This window comes from Neisseria sp. P0022.S010, from assembly GCF_051956635.1.
Genome location: NZ_JBQCXF010000032.1, coordinates 1 through 20676 on the forward strand (window position 1 = coordinate 1; position 20676 = coordinate 20676).

At 48.4% G+C, this 20676-nt stretch carries 40 protein-coding genes; 2 read left to right on the forward strand and 38 right to left on the reverse strand.

Annotated features, from left to right (window positions below; all coding sequences use genetic code 11):
• From ACTHUT_RS05405 to ACTHUT_RS05540, 28 genes are all read right to left on the reverse strand, one after another.
• Positions 1–120 (reverse strand): DUF1804 family protein (locus tag ACTHUT_RS05405; RefSeq protein ID WP_440418695.1); only part of this gene is annotated, 120 nt, incomplete at its 3' end.
• A 2-nt stretch (positions 121–122) separates the two neighbouring features.
• On the reverse strand, positions 123–320 hold the full coding sequence (locus tag ACTHUT_RS05410) for a hypothetical protein (protein WP_070630689.1): 198 nt from the start codon (positions 318–320) through the stop codon (positions 123–125).
• A complete protein-coding gene (locus tag ACTHUT_RS05415; RefSeq protein WP_002253472.1) occupies positions 317–583 on the reverse strand; it encodes a hypothetical protein in 267 nt (88 codons plus the stop codon). The genes ACTHUT_RS05410 and ACTHUT_RS05415 overlap by 4 nt, the downstream gene beginning before the upstream one ends.
• Before the next feature lie 11 nt (positions 584–594).
• Positions 595–936 carry a hypothetical protein gene (locus ACTHUT_RS05420; protein WP_440385705.1) on the reverse strand — a complete coding sequence of 114 codons (342 nt, stop codon included), beginning with the start codon at positions 934–936 and terminating at the stop codon, positions 595–597.
• Entirely contained in the window at positions 933–1250 is a 318-nt protein-coding gene (locus ACTHUT_RS05425; protein ID WP_440385704.1) for a hypothetical protein, read from the reverse strand. Before ACTHUT_RS05425 ends, ACTHUT_RS05420 begins: the two co-directional genes overlap by 4 nt.
• Positions 1147–1563 (reverse strand): hypothetical protein, encoded by a 417-nt coding sequence (locus ACTHUT_RS05430; protein ID WP_440385703.1) that lies wholly within the window; start codon positions 1561–1563, stop codon positions 1147–1149. The genes ACTHUT_RS05425 and ACTHUT_RS05430 overlap by 104 nt, the downstream gene beginning before the upstream one ends.
• On the reverse strand, positions 1538–1771 hold the full coding sequence (locus tag ACTHUT_RS05435; RefSeq protein ID WP_440385702.1) for a hypothetical protein: 234 nt from the start codon (positions 1769–1771) through the stop codon (positions 1538–1540). The genes ACTHUT_RS05430 and ACTHUT_RS05435 overlap by 26 nt, the downstream gene beginning before the upstream one ends.
• Positions 1772–1773: 2 nt before the next feature.
• Positions 1774–1908, reverse strand: coding sequence for a hypothetical protein (locus ACTHUT_RS05440; RefSeq protein WP_440364619.1), 135 nt, complete (start codon positions 1906–1908; stop codon positions 1774–1776).
• Positions 1909–1910: 2 nt separating this feature from the next.
• Positions 1911–2084, reverse strand: coding sequence for a hypothetical protein (locus ACTHUT_RS05445; protein WP_188209081.1), 174 nt, complete (start codon positions 2082–2084; stop codon positions 1911–1913).
• Positions 2081–2626, reverse strand: coding sequence for an N-acetylmuramoyl-L-alanine amidase (locus tag ACTHUT_RS05450; RefSeq protein ID WP_440364620.1), 546 nt, complete (start codon positions 2624–2626; stop codon positions 2081–2083). Before ACTHUT_RS05450 ends, ACTHUT_RS05445 begins: the two co-directional genes overlap by 4 nt.
• A 159-nt stretch (positions 2627–2785) precedes the next feature.
• Positions 2786–3265: a Mor transcription activator family protein gene (locus tag ACTHUT_RS05455; protein WP_049350550.1), complete on the reverse strand. Its 480-nt coding sequence runs from the start codon at positions 3263–3265 to the stop codon at positions 2786–2788.
• 2 nt (positions 3266–3267) lie between these two features.
• Positions 3268–3666 carry a gp16 family protein gene (locus ACTHUT_RS05460; RefSeq protein ID WP_440364621.1) on the reverse strand — a complete coding sequence of 133 codons (399 nt, stop codon included), beginning with the start codon at positions 3664–3666 and terminating at the stop codon, positions 3268–3270.
• Positions 3667–3816: 150 nt separating this feature from the next.
• Positions 3817–3996, reverse strand: a complete 180-nt coding sequence (locus ACTHUT_RS05465) for a hypothetical protein (protein ID WP_222570255.1) — start codon at positions 3994–3996, stop codon at positions 3817–3819.
• Between the two features lie 157 nt (positions 3997–4153).
• A complete protein-coding gene (locus ACTHUT_RS05470) occupies positions 4154–5041 on the reverse strand; it encodes a recombination-associated protein RdgC (protein ID WP_440385701.1) in 888 nt (295 codons plus the stop codon).
• A gap of 44 nt (positions 5042–5085) precedes the next feature.
• Positions 5086–5277: a hypothetical protein gene (locus ACTHUT_RS05475; RefSeq protein WP_440364733.1), complete on the reverse strand. Its 192-nt coding sequence runs from the start codon at positions 5275–5277 to the stop codon at positions 5086–5088.
• Positions 5277–5798 carry a host-nuclease inhibitor Gam family protein gene (locus ACTHUT_RS05480; protein WP_440385700.1) on the reverse strand — a complete coding sequence of 174 codons (522 nt, stop codon included), beginning with the start codon at positions 5796–5798 and terminating at the stop codon, positions 5277–5279. Before ACTHUT_RS05480 ends, ACTHUT_RS05475 begins: the two co-directional genes overlap by 1 nt.
• 17 nt (positions 5799–5815) lie before the next feature.
• Positions 5816–6019 (reverse strand): hypothetical protein, encoded by a 204-nt coding sequence (locus ACTHUT_RS05485; RefSeq protein WP_285070083.1) that lies wholly within the window; start codon positions 6017–6019, stop codon positions 5816–5818.
• A 14-nt stretch (positions 6020–6033) separates the two neighbouring features.
• A complete protein-coding gene (locus ACTHUT_RS05490; RefSeq protein WP_070823982.1) occupies positions 6034–6261 on the reverse strand; it encodes a hypothetical protein in 228 nt (75 codons plus the stop codon).
• A 1-nt stretch (position 6262) separates the two neighbouring features.
• On the reverse strand, positions 6263–7090 hold the full coding sequence (locus tag ACTHUT_RS05495) for a hypothetical protein (RefSeq protein WP_440385698.1): 828 nt from the start codon (positions 7088–7090) through the stop codon (positions 6263–6265).
• Entirely contained in the window at positions 7087–7515 is a 429-nt protein-coding gene (locus tag ACTHUT_RS05500) for a hypothetical protein (protein ID WP_049227033.1), read from the reverse strand. The genes ACTHUT_RS05495 and ACTHUT_RS05500 overlap by 4 nt, the downstream gene beginning before the upstream one ends.
• Positions 7515–7682 carry a hypothetical protein gene (locus tag ACTHUT_RS05505; protein WP_199900973.1) on the reverse strand — a complete coding sequence of 56 codons (168 nt, stop codon included), beginning with the start codon at positions 7680–7682 and terminating at the stop codon, positions 7515–7517. Before ACTHUT_RS05505 ends, ACTHUT_RS05500 begins: the two co-directional genes overlap by 1 nt.
• Before the next feature lie 79 nt (positions 7683–7761).
• Entirely contained in the window at positions 7762–7884 is a 123-nt protein-coding gene (locus ACTHUT_RS05510; protein WP_281256729.1) for a hypothetical protein, read from the reverse strand.
• The gene (locus ACTHUT_RS05515; RefSeq protein WP_004520477.1) at positions 7881–8036 is read right to left on the reverse strand and encodes a hypothetical protein; all 156 of its coding nucleotides are present in this window, start codon (positions 8034–8036) and stop codon (positions 7881–7883) included. Before ACTHUT_RS05515 ends, ACTHUT_RS05510 begins: the two co-directional genes overlap by 4 nt.
• Positions 8037–8135: 99 nt before the next feature.
• A complete protein-coding gene (locus tag ACTHUT_RS05520) occupies positions 8136–8375 on the reverse strand; it encodes a hypothetical protein (protein WP_063076373.1) in 240 nt (79 codons plus the stop codon).
• A gap of 27 nt (positions 8376–8402) precedes the next feature.
• Positions 8403–8645, reverse strand: coding sequence for a toxin PIN (locus ACTHUT_RS05525; protein WP_296186341.1), 243 nt, complete (start codon positions 8643–8645; stop codon positions 8403–8405).
• Positions 8646–8660: 15 nt separating this feature from the next.
• Positions 8661–9575 (reverse strand): AAA family ATPase, encoded by a 915-nt coding sequence (locus ACTHUT_RS05530; RefSeq protein WP_070646145.1) that lies wholly within the window; start codon positions 9573–9575, stop codon positions 8661–8663.
• A gap of 35 nt (positions 9576–9610) precedes the next feature.
• Positions 9611–11599 (reverse strand): Mu transposase C-terminal domain-containing protein, encoded by a 1989-nt coding sequence (locus ACTHUT_RS05535; RefSeq protein WP_440385697.1) that lies wholly within the window; start codon positions 11597–11599, stop codon positions 9611–9613.
• Between the two features lie 61 nt (positions 11600–11660).
• Positions 11661–11924, reverse strand: a complete 264-nt coding sequence (locus tag ACTHUT_RS05540) for a helix-turn-helix domain-containing protein (RefSeq protein ID WP_082815528.1) — start codon at positions 11922–11924, stop codon at positions 11661–11663.
• Positions 11925–12145: 221 nt separating this feature from the next.
• Between ACTHUT_RS05540 and ACTHUT_RS05545 the strand changes: the two genes are divergently transcribed.
• Positions 12146–12865 (forward strand): LexA family transcriptional regulator, encoded by a 720-nt coding sequence (locus ACTHUT_RS05545; protein WP_002219323.1) that lies wholly within the window; start codon positions 12146–12148, stop codon positions 12863–12865.
• A gap of 352 nt (positions 12866–13217) precedes the next feature.
• On the opposite strand, the gene rfaD is transcribed toward ACTHUT_RS05545, so the two are convergent.
• The 4 genes from rfaD to ACTHUT_RS05565 form a co-directional block, all read right to left on the reverse strand.
• The gene (gene rfaD, locus ACTHUT_RS05550; protein WP_440385696.1) at positions 13218–14222 is read right to left on the reverse strand and encodes an ADP-glyceromanno-heptose 6-epimerase; all 1005 of its coding nucleotides are present in this window, start codon (positions 14220–14222) and stop codon (positions 13218–13220) included.
• Between the two features lie 140 nt (positions 14223–14362).
• Positions 14363–15325, reverse strand: coding sequence for a D-glycero-beta-D-manno-heptose-7-phosphate kinase (gene rfaE1 / locus ACTHUT_RS05555; protein WP_440385695.1), 963 nt, complete (start codon positions 15323–15325; stop codon positions 14363–14365).
• Between the two features lie 55 nt (positions 15326–15380).
• Positions 15381–16121 carry an orotidine-5'-phosphate decarboxylase gene (gene pyrF / locus ACTHUT_RS05560; protein WP_440385694.1) on the reverse strand — a complete coding sequence of 247 codons (741 nt, stop codon included), beginning with the start codon at positions 16119–16121 and terminating at the stop codon, positions 15381–15383.
• 102 nt (positions 16122–16223) lie between these two features.
• Positions 16224–16484 (reverse strand): helix-turn-helix domain-containing protein, encoded by a 261-nt coding sequence (locus tag ACTHUT_RS05565; protein WP_003746109.1) that lies wholly within the window; start codon positions 16482–16484, stop codon positions 16224–16226.
• Between the two features lie 110 nt (positions 16485–16594).
• Between ACTHUT_RS05565 and ACTHUT_RS05570 the strand changes: the two genes are divergently transcribed.
• Positions 16595–16957: a hypothetical protein gene (locus tag ACTHUT_RS05570; protein WP_440385693.1), complete on the forward strand. Its 363-nt coding sequence runs from the start codon at positions 16595–16597 to the stop codon at positions 16955–16957.
• Between the two features lie 75 nt (positions 16958–17032).
• On the opposite strand, the gene adk is transcribed toward ACTHUT_RS05570, so the two are convergent.
• From adk to ACTHUT_RS05600, 6 genes are all read right to left on the reverse strand, one after another.
• Positions 17033–17680 (reverse strand): adenylate kinase, encoded by a 648-nt coding sequence (adk, locus tag ACTHUT_RS05575; RefSeq protein ID WP_440385692.1) that lies wholly within the window; start codon positions 17678–17680, stop codon positions 17033–17035.
• Between the two features lie 72 nt (positions 17681–17752).
• On the reverse strand, positions 17753–18271 hold the full coding sequence (locus ACTHUT_RS05580) for a hypothetical protein (RefSeq protein ID WP_003746102.1): 519 nt from the start codon (positions 18269–18271) through the stop codon (positions 17753–17755).
• Between the two features lie 11 nt (positions 18272–18282).
• A complete protein-coding gene (gene kdsB / locus ACTHUT_RS05585; RefSeq protein WP_204788085.1) occupies positions 18283–19044 on the reverse strand; it encodes a 3-deoxy-manno-octulosonate cytidylyltransferase in 762 nt (253 codons plus the stop codon).
• The gene (locus tag ACTHUT_RS05590; protein WP_070607687.1) at positions 19041–19223 is read right to left on the reverse strand and encodes a Trm112 family protein; all 183 of its coding nucleotides are present in this window, start codon (positions 19221–19223) and stop codon (positions 19041–19043) included. The genes kdsB and ACTHUT_RS05590 overlap by 4 nt, the downstream gene beginning before the upstream one ends.
• A gap of 58 nt (positions 19224–19281) precedes the next feature.
• On the reverse strand, positions 19282–19863 hold the full coding sequence (locus ACTHUT_RS05595; protein ID WP_440385691.1) for a DUF2059 domain-containing protein: 582 nt from the start codon (positions 19861–19863) through the stop codon (positions 19282–19284).
• 49 nt (positions 19864–19912) lie between these two features.
• The gene (locus ACTHUT_RS05600; RefSeq protein ID WP_440385690.1) at positions 19913–20578 is read right to left on the reverse strand and encodes a hypothetical protein; all 666 of its coding nucleotides are present in this window, start codon (positions 20576–20578) and stop codon (positions 19913–19915) included.
• Positions 20579–20676: the final 98 nt, after the last annotated feature.

The following is a 20676-nucleotide window of genomic DNA, read 5'->3' on the forward strand; positions in this document are numbered from 1 at the left end:
TTTCCACGCACGCGCAGTGGCCTGCGGGATTTCGCACATCAAGGCCGCCGTTTCCAAAGTTTGCTCGCCGCTCACATAGAGCCGGCGTAACTTTTCACGGATTTCTTGCGGGTGAGCCATAATTACAATCCCATTTTCGCTTTAAGCAATTCCCAGCCGACCGTAATCACGCCGCCGCCCAGTGCGCCGAATGTAATGGCCGTGCGTTTCGTGTCTTGGCGAATTTGTGCAATTTCCGCCTGCATTTCCTTCTGATTTTTCAGAGTTTGATCAGTCTTGTTTTCAATACGCGCCAAGGCTTCCAAAATCGGGTCTTTCATGATTTGTCCGCTTTCCTGTCCAGTTTTTCGTTTACTTTTTCCAACTTGTTTTCGATGCGTCCCAAAGAAGCTGCGATATTGTCGCGGTCTGCCTTGGCATCTTGCTTGGTGTGATAAGAGAGCTTGACCGCGTGCAGCTCTTCTTTAAGGTCATCGATACGCTTGTCCGCCTCTTTCAAACGGCCTGAAATGCCGTTGACCCAAAACCAAAACGCCGCCGTCGCAATTGGCCAAAGAGTTTTAAAACCAAATTCAAAGTCCATTTAAAACCCCTTTAAACCAGCACATCGCCGAATACGATACGGACGGAGTAGCCGTTAGGACGATTGCTGGTAATTTCGAGTCCATCCCCATCGTTACAAACGCAGTAATACGCTGAAATCGTCTGCCAAACTGCACGTTTAAAAGTGTCGTAGCTTGTATTTGGATATTCGAGATTAAAGGTCGTCTGAAAATCCTTATCCATGCGTACCGCGTACTCAATACCGGCCTTATCCAACAGGTCGGAAACATGAATGACAAACGGCTCTTGCTCGCGTGCGCGGCTCAATCCCAGCTCTAAATCCGCATGGCGGCAGGCGACCGTACGTTGTACCAACTCACGATAAGTCGTCATCGCGCGCCCTCCGAACCGTCAACTGCCGCTTGACTGTTGACCCAGTTGCGCCAAGCCTGATTTTGGTTTTCCAGTTCCGAAACATAGCCGCCAAACTCGGCGGCGTGTTCGAGCAGCGTGGCCGTTTTACCGTCTTTCGGCGGATTCGGGCGCACCGGCGCAACCATCAACGCAGCGGGCGGTGTCGGCATGACCGCCTTTTCGACAATCTTAATTTCCGTAGCCGAGGGCGCGGGCGTAGAGGCGCAGGCTGTGAGAGCCAAGGCCGTCAATACAACCGCCGCCTGCTTTTTGGCGGTCTTGAGTAAGCGCATTTTCGATTTCCTTTTTGTTTTCCGTTTTCAGACGGCTGACTTCCGCCTGCTTTTGTGCCAATTCCACACCGACGGCATGCGCCTTGGCTTCAGATTGTTTTGCTTCTTCGCGGGCTTGTTCCAGCTCGCGTGCGTAGTTTTGCGCCGACAGACGCAATGCTTCCGACTTGTCTTTTTCCATCTTATCGATGACTGCCTGCTGTTCTTGGTATGCCGTCTTGTACCCTTGCTTGTACGATGCCACCAAAATCAGCACTAAGATGGCAGCCAAGCCACTCAACACCCATTTATTCGTCAACAGTTTGAGCGTCATTCTCAACCTCCTGACGTTTGACGCTGACAAACGAACGCGCCACCGCATAGCCGCCGACAATTCCCAAATACACCGCCCAAATCTCCGCCGACGGATCGGGCAACATCACAAATTTAAACGTCCCAGCCGCGCAGGCAACATTTGCCCACAGCTTCGAGTGCGACACATTGCCTGTCGCAGGGTTTTTAAAAATATCCAAAATACGCATTGCTATTCCACACTTTTGGTTTGCAGGTGCCGTTTCAGCATTTCCCGATAATTGGCCAGTTCGCCCTCCGCAAATTCAAACGCAGGTTTGCGCGACCATTGCTCAATCATCTTTTCGTAAAACTCAACCTGTCCCATGATTAACGACGATTCTTGCGTTTACGCGCCGCGCGTTTGGCAGCCGCCACGCCCGACTTACCCATGCGCATAGACGGATGTTGTTTCAAATAGCCAATACTGGCAGGCTTAATCTCAAATTCAGGCATCGGCGGTTTCAACACAGACAGAGCCAAAGCAATCAAAGACTTTTTCATACCTTCGCCGCTCCCAATTCCACCGCAATCGCGTCTGCAATCACGCGGCAGATGCCCCATTTAGTAGCCTTAAACAAAGCCAAATCAGTGTCGTTACTGATAAAAAACGGCTCAAACACAATGCCACCGGCCTGCGCATAAGCCAGGCGCGAATGCTGGCCCGCATTGTCGGGTTTAAAGCCGTCTTCGCCGCGCAGTTTCCAGCCGGTCGCCTTCGCAACAGCCTTGCTCAACACCTGACACCAGCGTTTGTTTTTCGGCGTACTCAAAGCCTCAATGCCAGTGGCCGTTTTCGCGGCCGCCGCGTTGGTATGGAACTCAATCGCCACATCCGAGCCGCGAATCAGCTTAACCGCTTCACGCAGCGGCATATTGCCTTTGCCTTCGCCGTCGGTGCGTACGGTCAGGCCGTAATCGTTACGCAAGATTGAAGCCACAATATTGCGCATATCCTGCGCCAAGTCCGCCTCACGGTCGCTTCCGTTGACCGCGCCCGGGTCGGTGTTGCTGTGGCCTGCGGTTAAAGTTACAGTTTTGCCCATTAGCATCTCCAAGTTAAATCACGATTTATTTTCAAAACCTTATTTAACCTTTTCAGACGGCATAAGACGGTCGGCACAAATGCACTTACTATCCCGCAAACAAAAAAAGCCCCGCATAAAGCAGGGCAAAGGTCCACTCACAAGAAACACACAACACAATCAAGCTGCAAATAAATCCGTCTGCGCTCTTGCCGCCGCCTCGCGGTCGGCCTCTTTCAAAATGTAACGGATATTTCGCGTAGAAAGCCGATGAGCCAACACCAGCTCGCGCACAATAACCAAATCGCTCAAACCTTCCGCGCTCATCGCATCATACTGGCGGCGGATAAATCGGTTGCGAAGTTCGCGCATTGCATCCCAGCAACGCGGAATCGCCAAGAAAGGCTGACCGGCATATGCTCGCTCTAATCGTCCCGCAGCATCTTCGCCGATGTCCTCGACCAGTTGCGCGTGTAAGATTCGGCTTTGGCGCGTATTGCGGCGGCGGTTGGATATCGGATAATTCGTTCCGCCCCATACCTTGACCATGTGAAATGTCGCCTCCAGCCCGATGACCGTAATCATCGCCACCACGCTCTGCGGCAGAAGATGTTTCACATCCTCAAAATCCTGCTCCGTCATCTCCCAACTTACGCTCATTCCTATGCCTCCTTTTTCTTACGGTTCGCCGCAATCTGCAACGCCGCCACCAACTTGTGCATATTGCCGTCTGACAACCATTCCACGCGGTCAACCTTAAACATCTTTTTCGCCGTACCGTGCGCATAATTCCAAGTCCAGCCGTTATCCAGCAGCAGGGCTTCGATTTTGCGCATCATCGGGTCAGCGGAGCTTCGGCGGTTCGGCCGTCGACCTGCCGTTTTCTTCGGCGCAAACCCATGTTGGCGCAAATCCTCTACTACGCGTTCCAGCTCGGGGATACTGCACTCGGTACACGACCGCTTGCCCGTTACACGCTCCAACACTGCGCGATACGTCGCATCATCCAAACCCAGCTCCTTTTGAGCAATCTTAATTTTCGCAATCAACGCACGGCGCATTATCTCTCCAATACAACATATAGTATAAATTAGCGCATATTATACCAATAAAATACAATATATAGTATTAAGTCGATGTTTTTTGTGAAACTGATAGGCACAAAAAAGGCCGTCTGAATAATTCAGACAGCCAAAATTTCAAAACCTTAATTAACGGCCGCAAATACGTTTTGATTTACTAATACTGCCGTCTTGGCATACAAACTTATCTCCCGCACAATGCGACACACCGCCTTTTTTACCCGAACAAGGCTGACGGCCCTTAGCTTGTACAGTTAAAGGCACAGACACCAAAGCCAAAGTTACGCAGGCAATTAATAGTTTCTTCATGATTTATCCTCATATGATATAGTCAAAATGTTGTTTGATTATACGCAATATGACTACAAACAAAAAGGCCGCCTGAAACAGGTTTTAAACCCCATTTCAGACGGCCTTTAATCAAGCTTTAAAAATCCCAGCCTTTAGAATCCATCCCAACCCTCCATCATTCCTGCCAACCTCCCAGTAAATCCACCAACTCACCAAGAATCGCACTCAGTGCAGCCTCCATCAGTAGCTGTGTGGCATAAGCCATACTTTCCGCATCATCGCAGCTGCCTTCAGCTTCTTCCTGCACAACGTCCAGCCATTGGATACGTTTCAGTGTTAAATCCTGTGTCAGGATAAATGCCACGCGGTCATTCCATACCAAGCCAAGTTCGGTTACTTTCATGCCATTTTTGGCGTGTTGTACCACATCCTCGGCGGTAAGGTCTTTACGGCTGATTTTAACTTTGGGAGCAACATCGCCCACACCGACCAGGGTAACGTCAGAATCCAGCATGAACCGACCTTGAGCTTCGCCCTGCAACAGCCAATTGGTCATCAATGATGCCGGCGATTGACGGGTAACCGGATGTTGAGCAGGCAGCCCGCCAAGGGCTTCGCGCAACTTGGTCAACAGGTTTTCGGCCTTGCGGCGATTTGCCGTATCAACGAATAACCACTCGCCAGCAAATAAACCATAAGTGCGGCTGCTTTTGGTTAGGGCTCGGGTTAGCAGGTTGCTGGTTAGGTTTTCGCGCAGCTCGTTCTTTTCTTTGCGACCGACTTTTCTTCCTTCTCTGGCTTCGATTTTTTTAACGATTTCGTCCAGATTGTTTTTAATCACTGCATTCGGCAGCACTTTTTCTTCGCGCTTCAGGGTAATAAGCATAGTCTTTTGCGCTTCAAACACGGCAAGTTCGGCAAACGCATTTGGGTGAGTAAAGCCCTCGGAAAACCAGTCGAATCCATTGAGTTTCTTAAACCAGCTACTTCCAAGAGATTCATCTAAATAGCGTTTTTCGGGCAATTCCGGCAAGCGAAATGGGGTAACTTGTTTAAACCACATATTTAAATCCTTTTCAAAAATGGCGGGCTGTTGCCCGCCGTGGGTCAGTTTGCTTTACTTAGCCTTTTTGCGGTCTCAAACTCAACCGCATCCATCAATTTCTTGATGTTATAAGCCGTCATCTGCGCCATCGTCAGTTCGCCTTGCGGCTCCAAATCGCCGTCATAACTGATGGTCACGCCGTTCAAGCCGTTTACTGGCATCTCGTCTTGTATCGTAATAACAATTTTCGCCATCACACCAACTCCTGCTCAGTAGGCTCAATCACAAAATCCTCAAGCCCCGACACAATCTTAATACCCGGCACCTTGCCGTCTAAAAAACGCTCTTTTTGATTCAGGATGGCGTCTTTGTCGATTTCCTTTTTAGTGCGGACAAACTCGGCAAAGGCAGATTTCTCCGAGAGCCACGCCAAGACGGCGGCCACGCCCGTTACCTTGACGGATGGCGGACGGATGCGCCATTTAATCAGGCCGGTAGTAAAGTCCACGGTTTTGGTTTTACCGTTTTCCGTCAGCTCGTCCTTATGTGCCTCGCAGTATGCGGCCACACGTTCGGTCAGGCTCATGATTTCGGCACACATCGGCGCGGCTTTGGCGGCATATTCTTCTTCGATGACCGCTTTTTTGTCTCCGGCTTCTGTTTCCAGGCGTTTGACTTCGCGCTGCAAGTCGCCGATTTTGCGGATAAACGCAGTGACTTCCGCTTTGTCTTGTGCCGCTTCGATAGCGGGGTGTTTGATTCGGGTTTTAGCCATTTTCTTTTCCTTTCGCTCTAAAAATCTTGATCTGATAAGTCTCGTAAAATTTGACTTAAAAAATTCTCGTGGAGGGCTGTTTGCCTTTTTCTCAGATAGCCGGCGGCGGCATGTCCGGCAAAGATTGCAGGAGTTTTTCCACTTTCCTCTTCCAATCCTTTGATTTCAAAATCAAATAAGTTTTTGGTACTATCTTTAATGGTAATAATGACTTTAGCCATTTTCTCTTCCTTCCTTAATTAAAGATTTTTTGATATGCCTGGATTGCAGCCAATTGATTTGATGCGTCGATTACGAATTTGCGACGATCTTTTTGGGCATCACGTAACATACTTGCAATAAATTCCGTGGTTAGCCCAGCAATCAAATCAACTTCGTCAATTTGCTTACCCATTGGGATTTCGGGGAGTTCTATCTTTAACTTACCGTTCTCATTACTAATTTTAAAAACATACACTTTCATTTCACTTTCCTTTCTTGTTTAAAACATCTTTCACTTCCGCCATTTTCTGACGGCCTTTTTCTTTGTCCGGCGCGGGCTTCGCCAACATCGCCCTCGGTATCAACCGTGGCGGTAGGTTGCGGCGCAGTTCGGCGGGTTGCGGCCATGTTTCTGCCGCCTGCAACACCTTAAACCCCGTCTGAATCCGTATCGGGTCATACTCCGGCGAGACGATTTCCTTGGCTTCCTTCAGTTGCCGATACCAAATTTCCGCGACTACCGGCAGGTCTTGCGCTGCGGGGCGGTTGGGCAGATTGAGCGCGGCGAGCAATGCAAACCCTGCCGCGATTTCCCGTTTCGCCCAATCATTCCCCGCCCATTCGCCCAAGGCTGCCACACCCTGCCGCAGCTTGGACGGCGCACCACCTTCGCCCCCTCTCCCCGTGGGAGAGGGCTGGGGAGAGGGCAACCCCGAACCCTGCCACTGGCTCACAATCTCCAACAAATAACCATGCGATTTAAGCGGCAGTTTCAGACGGCCTTGGTCGCGTGCATTGACCGTCTCGTTAAAGCCATGAATCCAAGCCTCGGTAGGGGCAGGAAAACAAACCCCATCACGCGCCGCCTCCTGCGCCTTAATCATCGGCAGCAACTCATTCAACAGTTTCGCGGTACGCGCCCAAGAGAGCTGGGACTTGGCAGGGCGGAATAAACCGATATACCGTATCGCCGCTTTCCCGATATCAGCATCAAGTTCCAGCAACATCTTCAGCACTTCGGCTGCTTCAGCATCACTGACTAAACTATCCAAGCTGTTGGCCGCTCCGCAGTTAGGACAACGGCAAATCATGATTCAATCTCCCAAATATCGCGGCGGCGAATAACTTTCTCGGTTTTAACTTTCCGTCGTATCCATTGGCCGCAGTATTCGCAGCACCGACTGTTTTTATTAACTTCACGCCATTTATGCGCATACCCGTCAATAGCACAGGCTCCAATACGTTTGTAATCACACCATTCGACTTTTTCGACAACTTGTCCGCCTGGCTTAAATGCATAAATCTCTACCTTGCCATTGGGTAAAAAACTGATGGGAGCACCGGTAAACCATCCGTCACTGTCATGCCATCCGATACGCCAGATACCCAACGTGTCAAACTTTTCGATAACCGGCATTCCTCTATGCGGTATAATTTTTTTGTTCTTTTTCAAAAATCTATAAATAAAATTGCTATATTTCGGACTCTTTTTAGGGTTGTATTGCTCAATGTCCATCACGCTTCCTCCCATAAAGTTATCGCCCGAGCCAAAGTTTCCGCTTCCGCCGTTTTCCACATCCCGTCCGGCGACCGCGCGGCAATCACAAATCCCTCGCCGTCCTTCTTCATCAACATCAGCTCGCCACGGTCTTCGATCCATTCTGCAATTTCTTTTGCATTCATTTTTAAATTCCTTTTAAATCAATACCTTATATTTACAATAAGGCAAAAAAATATAGAGCAACATCAACGGCTTACCGTTTTAATTGTCGTCATACCCGTCATGGCATTTGCCTATCATGTGCAATACGACGATTCGGGCCAGCAGTTCAAGCCAAATCCCCAGCACCACCAACACCGCCAATCCGACAACAAACCAAATCATTTTTTCTCCTCCTTCTTCTCGGCAGGCCGTTTAAAACGCGCCTGATATTCCTCGATTTCACGCTCTCGGCTTTTTTGCGCCATTCGCGCCGTCGCACGCCTGCGGTGTTGTCCCCAAGCCTGCCAATCCGTATTACGTCGTCCGAAACTCATTTCACACATCCTTTCACAATCGCCTTATCGCCATATTTCGCGCGGATTTCCTTAAGCGCACGTTCCAAAGCCTCTTGTTTCGCCGTAGGGCTCAATGGCTTATCGCTCATAAACAATCCCTTTCATTTTTTCCTCCGTACTCATCGACTCGTATTGCTCGCCCAAAGCTTGAGCCTCCAAATCCGCCATACGCTCGCGGCGCGACATTTCCAATTTCGCCGCCGACACCACCGGCTTAGAGCAGCTATGCAGCATCGTTCCCACCAAAACCGCCCAAAACAACAACCAAAAAGCCAAACCGATCCACTTGGTTTTTCGTTCGCAAAACAAATTAGACATTTTCCTATTTCCTTATAAATCAATTACTTAATATTTTCTCAAGGCAAAAAAATTATTGCGTACCCAATCCGCCTTCACTTGAGCCGCCCATTCCTTGGCTTCCTCTTTGCTTTCAAATCGCTTCCGCAGTCGGCGGATTTGCAACCATGCGAAGCCTTCTTTCCGCTTGCCGCGCACATCAGCCCGCCAAATCTTGCGCCGTTTATGGGTTTCGTAGTCGTGCCAAGTGTCCTCATAGACTCCGGCGTGTACCGCATATTCTTGTCTCATTTCAGACGGCCTTTCTTATCGGATAATCAGGGAGCTGTATTTCTTAACGATACCGGCCTGCATCTTGATACCGTTCTTGTTCGCCGTGCGTACCGCGCCGCGCATCAATTTGCTCATCCGGCGCGTATTGCCGTTGCTATGTTTAACCAGTTCCAAGAGCGTCTCCTCGTCCGCATCAGGCAAAGCCGCTTTCGCAATCTCAAATAGCTCGTCATCCGGCAAAGATTCGCCCAAATTCAGCGCAACAGACACGCGGCTGTAAAGCTGCACCAGCTCGCCATGCTTACCGCGCAGGTTGGCCACCAGTCGGGGCATACCGCTCAACACCAAGCCGCAGCCAGTCTCATCGTGCAGACGGCGTACAATTTCAAGGGCGCGTAACGGCAGGTTTTCCGCTTCATCGACCACAATCAGACGGCCCGAATCGCGCAGGCGGTCAGATACAGACTCAAACAAATCATTCAAACTGCCCATCGCCGATACCTTCGCCGCTGTCGCCAACTTGCGCATCAGGACCAAAGCCGTAAAGCTCGGATTAGCCTCAATCAAGATGGCCGCAGGGTTTTTCTCGCAGTAGTTTTTGACCGCCTGCGTCTTGCCCAAACCCGCCTGACCGTAGATCACCACCGTTTCGCCGCCTTCGTGCGCATCGCGCATCACTTCTGCAATACGGCGTGTCGTCTTAGTCGATACAAATCCCAACACCAGCTCTTCACGTTGCGCCTTACTGTCCTGCATCTCCAAAAACGCCTCGATTTTCGGCTCGATGGTTTCATAATTGCCGCCTTTTTCCGCATAAGTACCATTGAGATACATACTGATGGATGCCGGCGAAGTACCGATACCGCGTGCCAGTTGGGTTTGGTTCATACCTGATTTGGCTTTAAATTCAGCCAGTTTTTGTTGCAATGTATGATTGATTTGTTTCATTTTTTTAGTCCTTTTAAAAGAGGTTTAAAACCGTTTTAACTTCTATCCGCCTCAAACAACACAAAATTGTCCGTGCCCGTTTTCGGCAATACCGCATACTCCGCCTTGATGACGTTTCCGCCCAAATTTCCCAGCTCGTCCCAAACCGCAGCCTGTTCCAGTGCCGGATTGACTTCCGCGTTTGCGAGCTTGATTGCATTTTCCGCCCGCTTGATTTTGCCTTTTCGGCGTTTTTCCGCCAGTTGGTCGATACGCGCCGTCGGGAAAGCCTCGCGTGTATTGCCGTTGGCCTGCGCCTTAGTGATAAACTTGCCGTCCATATCAAACACATTGACCGCCGACGCATCGCTCAAATCGTAGCTGACCCGTACCTCGTCCTTGTGATACTCCGCCAGCTCAGTTGAGAAATAAGAGTTGTTGAACAAATCCAGCCAACCGCGCTGTACTTTTCGCACCTCTTGCGGCATAAACATCGTCGCCAGCTCTTCTACCGACAACATATCCGGCGCGATACCGTCCTGTTCCAGCCTCATTTCCCGATAAGCCTTCGGCGAATAATGCCCGCCGTCCGGATGTCGGGGCAGCTCGCCGTGCGGGCGGTTGTTGTATTCGTCGATACACTTGGCCACATCCGCGATAAAACGCGACCAGCTCGGCAGTTTTTTCAAATATTTTTGTTGTTCCTCCGTCAAATCCTTGCCTTTTTCCAAAGCATTAAAAGCACTTTCCATCTTGCGGTACATCAGGTTCTTCGTGCTGCTGTCCATCCCGCTGCCCGCAAACGTCTCATACTGCCGCGCCATCTCAATCAGATTGTCTTTCCACCATCGCTCAATGATGCCGCGCCCTTGCGGGTTGCCCGCAATACCCGTTTCATGCCGGATACCCAGTCGGGACGTAATACCCGTGATTTCATGGTCTATCGTCTTGCCGGTTTGGCCGCCGCCGTTATCCGAGTAATAGATAATCGGCAAACCAAAGTGCTTGACCCCGATACGCAGAGCGTCCGATACCGCCACACAACTTTCAGCAAGAGATACCGAAAAACCGACCACAAACCGCGTACAACCATCAATAATCACCGTCACTTCCGGCTTAAACGGCCTGCCGTGTACCGGATGTGCCACCTTCGCTTTAAAGCTGTGGCCGTCGCCGATCCAAACATCGTTAGGCTTCAAAGCCCCCCAATCACGTTTCACATAAGGCAGCAGCGATTTATAAGCCGCCCCCGTTTTCCTGCCGCGCTCCTGCATAATCATCGGGAGCTTGTCCCAAACGCGCCGCACCATACTCAAGTTAGGCACATCATTGACCGGCATATTTTCCGCTTCCGCCCACTGCACAAACCGGCGGTAGCTATGTGCCAGTTTCGGAGCTGAAGGGATGTTGTGAAACTGCATAAACATCGGTAACCAACCGTAGCTTTCAATCGGCTTGACCGCCTTCGTCGTCTTCGGAGCCAAAGCGACCAACCGCTCCGTCGCGTTTTCCGCCTTAAGGTAGGCAGATATCCAGCCGTCTAAAGTACGTTCGCCAACCTTCGCCGACCGGCTGCGGTCATTAGCCTTTTCCAAATTCCCAAGCGTAACCGCGTCCAACTTACCCTCTGCCAGCAAGCCCAAAAACTGAGCCACCGCAGCCTTCGCAGAGCAACCGTATTGGTATTTGATCCCCAACACCGCCGCCACCACCGCACATCGCGCATCCGCCACCGACCGTTGTTTCTCGTTCAACAGCTTGGCCGCTTCAGCCAGTGCCTGAGCCGACATCGCCGTCCCCGGTCTGACTTGGGGCAGGGTTTTCGGCATCTTCTCCGCCAGCTCGTCCGACTGCCGTTTCATGATGGCGGCTCGGATTTCGGCTGGAAGGGAAGCGATTTCATACAGTTTTTTAGGACGGCCTCTTCCTATTTGCTCAAAACAGTGTTGCCAATTATTTTTCTTGGCATGGTATTCAATCCCTTGTCTATCAGTTGGTAGGCTCGGAATTCCTAATTTCGCAATATCAGATGCAGATATTTTCATTTTTTCCGCTTTCTATTTTTGCTTAAATGCGTTACTCTTTTGGAACTATTTAGCAAAACAGTTATCTATTTATAGATCTTGGGAAGGTTGGCTTATGGTTTCGTTTCTCAAAACGAGATGGCCAGATTTCTTCTGCGGGTACTCCAATCGCTGCTGCAATGATTCTTTCGCCTTTCAGATAAGGAGCATCTAAAGCTTTCCCTAATGTATTTGGTGCTAAATTAGCCTCGATAGATAACGCTCTCACAGACCAGCCTGCCTTTTTAAGACGAGCCACAATGTCAGCACGATGCCAATCAGTCATGGTTTCTTGCTTTTTTTTCATTCTCGCAATTCCTTAATTAAGTAGGTTTATTAACCGCCGTTATTTAGTAAGTGAGTGAATTATATTTAGCAAAACAGTTTCCTGCAACTCTTTTGCTAAAATATTTTTCTCAAAAACGTAATTATTTTTACAACATATTGATTATTTGAGTAATCTTATTTAAGTAAAAGAGTTTCTTTTTTGCTTAATGTTTTGCTTAAATGAGTTAAATCAGGATTACTATGGATACTTTTTTAGATAGGCTCAAATTTCTTTGGCCTCATGGGGCTAAGCCATCTGACATCTATAACAAGATAGAAATGTCGGCTTCTGGATTTAATAGAGTTTGGAAAGAGGGAGCTATCCCAACAGCCGATTACCTAGTAAAAATTCAAGAAGTTACCGGTTGTGATTTAAACTGGCTGCTGACCGGCAAAGGCTTACCGTATCTTGATAAAGCTAGGCCGGAAAACGCCGGAGCATTCTCTGTAAGCAGAAATTCTGATGGAATTACCGACACTATGGGCAACCCTGTCGACTTGTCAGAGTTTGTATTCGTGCCGCGCTACAACGTAGCCGCAGCAGCAGGGTATGGCGCACCGGTCTTCGGCGAAGAACCTTTGTTCTGCTTGGCTTTCCGGAAATATTGGATTGACAACTATGTGACCAAACAGCCGGAAAAGCTGTCTGTAATTACCGTTAAAGGCGATTCAATGGAGGGCGTGCTCAATCATGGGGATTCCATTCTCATCAATCACGCCGAAACCGACCCGCGTGACGGCCTATATGTCTTGCGTATAGGCAATGACCTCTTTGTCAAACGTGTGCAACGTATACCGGGCAAACTGCTTGTAACGTCCGAAAATCCACGTTACGCACCGTTTGAAATAGATTTGAGCAATGCCCAAGACGACATCGCCATCATAGGCCGTGTTGAGTGGTATGGCCGGAGTATTGATTAAATCCATTTTAAAAACCTCTTAAAACAGTTTTAAAAATTCCCTAATCTCGTCAGCTTTAAACAGAAAACCGCGCATTCCGGCGCGGTTTTGTGAAAAAGCTGGCGTAACTTTTCCGGATACAAAAAAACGCCGAAATCCACGTCTTTCGAAGATTTCAGCGTTTTTTTACTCTATTTGTTCCTTGTGCAAAAACTAACAGTCCCCCACAGAAAACAGCCGAAAATTTGTGTTTGAATTTCGGCTATTGGGAGGAAAAGAAATTTTACAAAGGTCTCATTTTAAAATTTCACAAAATAATAAGGCCGTCTGAAAATCCTTTTTCAGACGGCCTTATCATTCAAATCAGAAGGACTTAAACCAAGTTCTCCAGCATCCATTTCACGTAACGGCTGACGCCTTGTTTTACATCCAAAAATTCTTCTGTATACCCGGCTTCGCGCAGCTTGGTGATGTCCGCTTGAGTGAAGCTCTGATATTTACCTTTAAGTGCATCGGGGAATGGGATATAGCGAATAAGTTCTTCTTCAACCAACTCTTTCAGACTCATTTCAGGCTTGCCTTCGGCTGCACGGCAGGCGTTGACGGTGGCAGCGGCAAGATCGTTAAACTGTTGGCTGCGGCCTGTACCGAGGTTAAAGATGCCTGAAAGCTCAGGATGATCGAAGAAGTAAAGGTTAACTTTGGCAACGTCTTCTACGCTGACAAAGTCGCGGGTTTGTTCGCCGTTACCATAGCCGTCATTGGCACCAAACAGGTTAACATAGCCGTGTTCTCGGTATTGGTGGAAATGATGGAAGGCGACGGATGCCATACGGCCTTTGTGTTGCTCCTGCTGTCCATATACGTTGAAGTAGCGGAAGCCGACGACTTGGGCGGTCAGGCCTTCTTTCATACGACGGCGCAATACTTGGTCAAACAAGAATTTAGAGTAGCCGTACACATTGAGTGGTTTTTCCAGTTTGCGCTCTTCGCGGAAGATTTCGCCTTTGCCGTACACGGCGGCACTGGAAGCGTAGAGGAACGGAATACGTTCATCCTGACACCAGTCCAAAAGATCGAGCGTGTATTGGTAGTTGTTATCCATCATGTAAAGGCCGTCATGATTCATGGTATCGGAACATGCGCCTTGATGGAAAACGGCTTCGATATCGTCGTAAGGCAGAAGATGGCCGCGCACTTGACGGATAAATTCGTGTTTATCGAGATAGTGGGCAATTTCACACTCGGCAAGGTTTTTAAATTTTTCGCCTTTGCTCAGATTGTCGACGGCAACAATGTCGGTAATACCGCGCTGGTTAAGTGCTTTAACGATGTTGCTGCCGATAAAGCCGGCCGCGCCTGTTACGATAATGGTCATAATGAATTTCCTTTATTTTGATTTTTCAGACGGCCTTGAAGAAATCATGCCGTCTGAAAATAAAAACTTTTCTGTCTGGTTTATTTTCCAACTCTATTTTCAGACGGCATTTAGAATTTTAAGGCCGTCTGAAACAATCATTATTGCTCTTCCAATGCATTGGTCAATTCGGCAAACGAGCAAACCGCCGTACCAAGTTTTGCCACGACAACGCCTGCTGCCGTATTGGCAAGGTGCATCGCTTCGGGCATGGTATAACCTGCCGCCAAACCCAAGCCCACTCCGGCAATAACGGTATCGCCCGCACCGGATACATCATAGACTTCTTGAGCCCGTGTAGGCTGATAAATCGGCTCGCCCTCATTGAACAGGGTCATGCCCTCTTCGCTTCGGGTCAGCAAAATCGCATTCAAATCAAGATGACGGCGCAAGTTTTGGGCTTTTTCGGTCAAATCGTTTTCGTTTCTCCAGCTGCCCACCACTTCTTTCAATTCTGCACGATTCGGCGTAATCAGCGTAGCGCCGGCATATTTTTCGTAATCGTCGCCTTTGGGATCGATTAAAACCGGTTTACCGGCCTGTTTCGCCCAATCGATCATATCGGAAATATGCGACAGGCCGCCCTTGCCGTAATCTGAAAAAATAATGGCATCATATTCGGGCAACACTTCGCGGTATTGCTGCTTGATTTGTTCCAATACCTCACGATGCGGCGGCTCTTCAAAATCAAGTCGGATAAGCTGCTGGTTGCGAGCAACAACGCGCAGTTTGACAGTAGTCGCAATCTGCTTGTCGCGCATCAGATAGGAAGAAACACCGTCTTGCACCATCAACGCATCCAGTGCATCCGCAGCTTCATCATCGCCGGTTACGGACAACAGCCCTGCTTTACCACCCAATGAGGCGATATTGCGTGCAACGTTTGCCGCGCCACCCGCGCGTTGGTCGATACGTCCGATTTTCGCCACCGGCACGGGGGCTTCAGGAGAAATACGGGACACATCGCCAAACCAATAACGGTCGAGCATCACATCGCCGACAACCAGGACTTTGGCTTGTGCAAAACGAGATTTGAGGGTTTCTTGTTGGAACTTGGTGGGCATATTGCCTCCGTTGTGTTTTTTTCAGACGGCCTCAACCTGTAAGGTCGCTTAAAAATCAGTTTGCTTCAAGGTTTACCACGCGGTTCACTTCGCGCAATACGGCTACTGGGTCGGCAGCTTTGGTTACCGGACGGCCCATTACCAGATAAGTCGAGCCTGCCGCCAATGCTTCGGCCGGTGTCATGATGCGGCGTTGATCGTCGTTATTGCCGGCAACGTCCAAGCGGATACCCGGCGTGACCAAGACAAAATCTTGTCCCAATTCACGGCGCAACGGTGCGGCTTCTTGGGCGGAACATACCACGCCGTCCAAGCCTGAACTTTGCGCCAGTTTCGCCAAGCGGATGACTTGTTCTTCAGGGGCGATGTTTAAACCGATTTCTGCCAAGTCGCTTTGTTCCATGCTGGTCAATACGGTTACGCCGATCAAAAGCGGCTTGGTGTGATATCCGGCAACGGCTTCTACGGCAGCTTCCATCATGCGGCGGCCGCCCGATGCGTGCATATCGACCATCCAAACGCCCATATCGGCGGCAACTTTGCATGCCTGCGCAACGGTGTGGGGAATATCGTGGTATTTCAAATCAAGGAAAAGTTTGAAACCTTGATTGATTAAGCTTTCTGCCAAACTGCGACCGGTCGCGGTAAACAGCTCTTTGCCGATTTTGATTTGACACAATGTCGGGTCAAGATTACGGACAAATCCGAGTGTGTCTTTTTCGTTGGCAAAATCAAGGGCGACGATAACGGGAGTATGTTGTTGCTGGGTTTGGAAGTCGGAGATTAAGGGATTCATAAGATGCCTGCGGATAAACGGTTATAGCTTCGATTTTAACAGCTTTTGTACACGAAAGGCCGTCTGAAAGTATTTTTTCAGACGGCCTCATCACAACATACCTTAATTATTCTTATATAAATCTAAAATTTTTACAGAAAATTCATCATCACTGAAAAAAAAGGCTGGTGGAACTTCCAATACTTCAGCAATTTTCTGCAAAGTATTCAAATCAGGCTGATGATTTCCTTTCTCATAGCGATTAATACGCGTACTTGCCACAAACTCATCTAATCCTATCGCCAGTCCCAGTTTCTCCTGCGTCAAATTTTTTGCTTTTCTTGCTTCCTTAAATCGCCTTGTAAAAATTTCTTGTAAATTCATAACTTCTATCCTAAAAATCAAAGTTACGAATTTCGTATATTTTTCTTGATTATTTACTACGAATAACGTAGTATTACACCGTTTTATATCTTATCTGTTACGAGAAAACTATGACACCAGCTCAAGAATCAAAATGCCATAAAATTATCCATTCTCATGCAGTTGCTGCTGCCGCAGGTAATGCCGTTCCCGTCCCAGGACTTGGTATCGCTACAGATATGGTTACAATGACTACCATGTGCACAAGTCTTTGTGCTGTTTTTGGCGGGAATATGACCGAAGCAGCTGCCAAGGCAATGGCTATTGCTGCAATTAAAAATACCATGTTAAAACAACCCATAAAAACAATAGCAAAAGAACTGTCAAAATTAATTCCAGGCTTAGGCAGCGTTGTTGCACCAACTATTTCTGTTGCATTACTTGAAGCAGCAGGATGGACTCTAGCAAAAGAACTGGAACAAAAATTCAGTTGATCCACATTCAATAATATGAAAAGGCCGTCTGAAAATATTTTTTCAGACGGCCTTATGATTTTACTTTAGTAAAACTTATTTGCCCAAAGCTTTCAATACTTCGGCTTTCACGGCTTCTACCGGCTGAGTGCCGTCGACTTTGATGTATTTCGGCGCGTGTTCGCCTTCCAGTTTGCTGTAGAAATCAACCAAAACTTCGGTTTGTTCATGGTAAACGGCAAGGCGTTTTTTCACGGTTTCTTCTTTGTCGTCGTCGCGTTGAATCAAATCTTCGCCGGTTACGTCGTCTTTACCTTCGACTTTGGGCGGATTGTAGGTAACGTGGTAAGTACGGCCGGAAGCCAAATGCACGCGGCGGCCGCTCATGCGGTCGACAATCACGCTGTCGGGTACGTCGATTTCAACAACCGCGTCCAAATCCACGCCTGCTTCAACCATCGCTTCGGCTTGTGCCAATGTGCGTGGGAAACCGTCAAACAGGAAACCGTTTTTGCAGTCGTCTTGGGCGATGCGTTCTTTCACCATGCCGATGATGATGTCGTCGCGCACCAAACCGCCTTCATCAATAATTTTTTTTGCTTCCAAACCCAGCGGGGTGCCTGCTTTGATGGCTGCGCGGAGCATGTCGCCGGTAGAAATTTGAGGAATGCCGAATGCGGCGGTGATGAATTGAGCCTGAGTGCCTTTGCCTGCGCCAGGTGCGCCCAACAATAATACTTTCATGATGAGTCCTTCTTGGTTTATGGATTTGATGTTTGTTTAATTCTACACGCCTTGCGTTTATCGTTCAAAACTTCAGACGGCCTGCTCTGCGCCAAAGTGCTGCCACGCATCATCGCGCATTTCGATAAACCAGCTGTCTTCGGGGAAGCGTTCCAACGCGTCTTTCAACGTGGAAAGTAGGTTTTGGGACAAGGCTTTTGCCAAATATTCTTCCTCGTTGGCTTCTGCCGCTTTGTCCGGTTGTTGCGCCAAACCGAGGGCGCGTGTCCGATGGCCATGTGCCAGATAGTTGAGCGCAATCACTTTTTGCGCCCAAAGCTGGGGAATGTCGGGGCTTTCCTGCAACAACACCGATAAAATCGATACGGCGACTGCCAACCGTCCGCCGGTCATGCGCAAATCTAAAGACTGGTTGGGCGGCAGGGTGCTGAGCATTTCTGCCATGCGAAACCAAAATTCGCCGCTGGCCTCGTCTGGCGCGGCTACTTTCAACATTTCGTAGTTGAACTCTTGATCGTCGTCTTTGACCAGCAAAGCGACATCGGCAAGCAGTTTTTGTTCGTCACGGCTCAAATGGCGTAAATCATTCATGTTTTTTCCTTTCAGACGGCCTCGAACACAGCCCTTACCCTGTCCAAATCTTCCTGCGTATCCACGCCGGCGGCTGGCGCTTCTCGGGCAATTTCAACGGCAATCGGATAGCCGTGCCACAGGACGCGCAATTGTTCCAGCGATTCGATGGTTTCCAAAGGAGAAACTTCCATTTCGGAATAGCGTTGCAGGAAGCCTGCGCGGTAGGCATAAATGCCGATATGGCGTAAAACGGCTGTTTCTGAAGGCAATTCGCGTTTTTCGGCGCGCATGGTGTCGCGCGGATAAGGAATCGGAGCGCGGCTGAAATAGATGGCGTTGCGGTTTTTGTCGAGGACGGCTTTGACAACGTTGGGATTCATAAACTCGTCAAAATCGTGCAATTCGTGGGCAGCCGTCGCCATTTGCACATTGTTTTCAACCAAAACTTCGGCCGTACGGTTGATGAGTTCGGGATCGATTAAAGGCTCGTCGCCTTGTACGTTCACAACAATCAGATGCTGCGGCAGTTTCAGCGTATTGGCCGCTTCGGCAAGGCGCGTTGTACCGCTTTCGTGTTGATTGGAAGTCATGACCACTTCGACACCGTGCGCCTGACAGGCCGTCTGAATATCCGGATGGTCGGTGGCAACGACAACACGCGCAGCCTCGCTTTTTGCTGCTTGTTCGGCAACACGTACAACCATCGGTTTACCGTGAATATCGGCCAAAGCCTTACCCGGCAGACGTGAAGAATCCAACCGCGCCGGAATCAATACGACAAATTCGGTCATGCTTTCAGTTCCTCTTCGCTTAACGGGCGCGCTTCGTTTTCCAACATATAAGGGATGCCGTCACGAATCGGATAAGCCAGCTTCGCCTGCCGGCTCCACAATTCCTGTTTGTCCTGATGATATTCCAGCCTGCCTTTGGTAACGGGGCAGACGAGGATGTCTAAGAATTTTTTTTCCATGGGTTTCTTTCGTTTGATAAATTGGAGGTCGTCTGAAATATTTTCAGACGACTATAATTTATTTCTTATGCTTTTTCCCAACCTGTTTGGCTTGTTTACAGCTTGTATCAGGTTTTTTGCCGCCGCACATGATACCTTGCATCTCTTTCGCAAATTCAGGCATATGACGCTGTGCAACTTTCTCTGTTAATGCCAATCCAAAAGTCATTAGTTCGTTCATAGCTTGATTGAGCATAAGAGGAGTCTTAACAACAACAGCCTGCCCGACAGGTGAACTATTAAAGGCAATCATGCCGTCAACTTCTTCTTGAGTGTATGTTAATTTGGCATTCTTTAATAAATTATTGCGGATAGTCTGTTTCACTTCGGGCGTGATCAAATCTCTCAAAACATTTTCGCGATAACGATCAATAGCTTTTGCCATTTGCTCTTTTTTCGCTTCCGGTACTTTGGCAAGGGCTTTATCTGCATACGGTTTAAATCCAACATTGAAACCGTCAATCATATTTTTTTCTAATTCCCGGTCAAAAAACTGCGTATCCAACCAACGCTCCAGCGACTCATCGCTAGGTGTAGCGGCAAACGCATTGGCACACAATGCCAGCGCGGCGAAGGGCAATAATAAGGTTTTCAGCTTCATCTTTTTCTACCTTTCAACAAAAAATAAATATTTTCAGATAGTCGGAAAATTATTTGGCACACTTCTGCAAATGTTGGTTGCCTTTGCATAAAATACCATGTGTTTGTTCCTCAAAAGCAGGCGTATATTTATTGCTTGCATTGAGGTAGTTTTGACTCATGTTTTTTTGGATAATCTCATCACTTAGCTTATCGAAATGCTTGACTTTTTCGAGCGCAGACTTACCGGCACCATGCCCAAATGCTTCAGCCATCTTTTCTATATCCGATTGGCTCAATACATCCTCAAGATTTCCACCATGCTGTTGTGAATTTCTTATCTTTTTCAAAATATTTTTTCCCTGAGGTGAAGAGAAAAAACGGTTGGTTACATCGACTTCTTCTTGTGTAAATACTTTCTGTACGGCACGCTTTTCTTCATCCAACCATTGCTTTTTCAACTCAGGACGGCTCAAATCGTCTTGCATGTTTTTCATATAACGGCTGATGACCGCCTTCATCTGCGCTTTTTGAGCTTTGGGCGTCATCGTTAACAAGCGTTCATTGTCCTCTTTATTCACCATCTCCAAAGAACGTTGTACTTTCTCGCTATAATTACTGCTTATCCCTTGAATCTCCAACCATTTCATTGCAGATTCATCACTTGGTTTAGCAGCCAGACTTTGAGTGGATACAAATAAAGCTGCGCAAGCGACCAACAAATATTTTAACTTCATGATTTACTCCTATCGCGTAGTTTGAAGATCATCTTTAAAACATCTGTGAAACATCTATAAGCATTTAGATTGAAACATTCGCGGATACAAACGCCGCC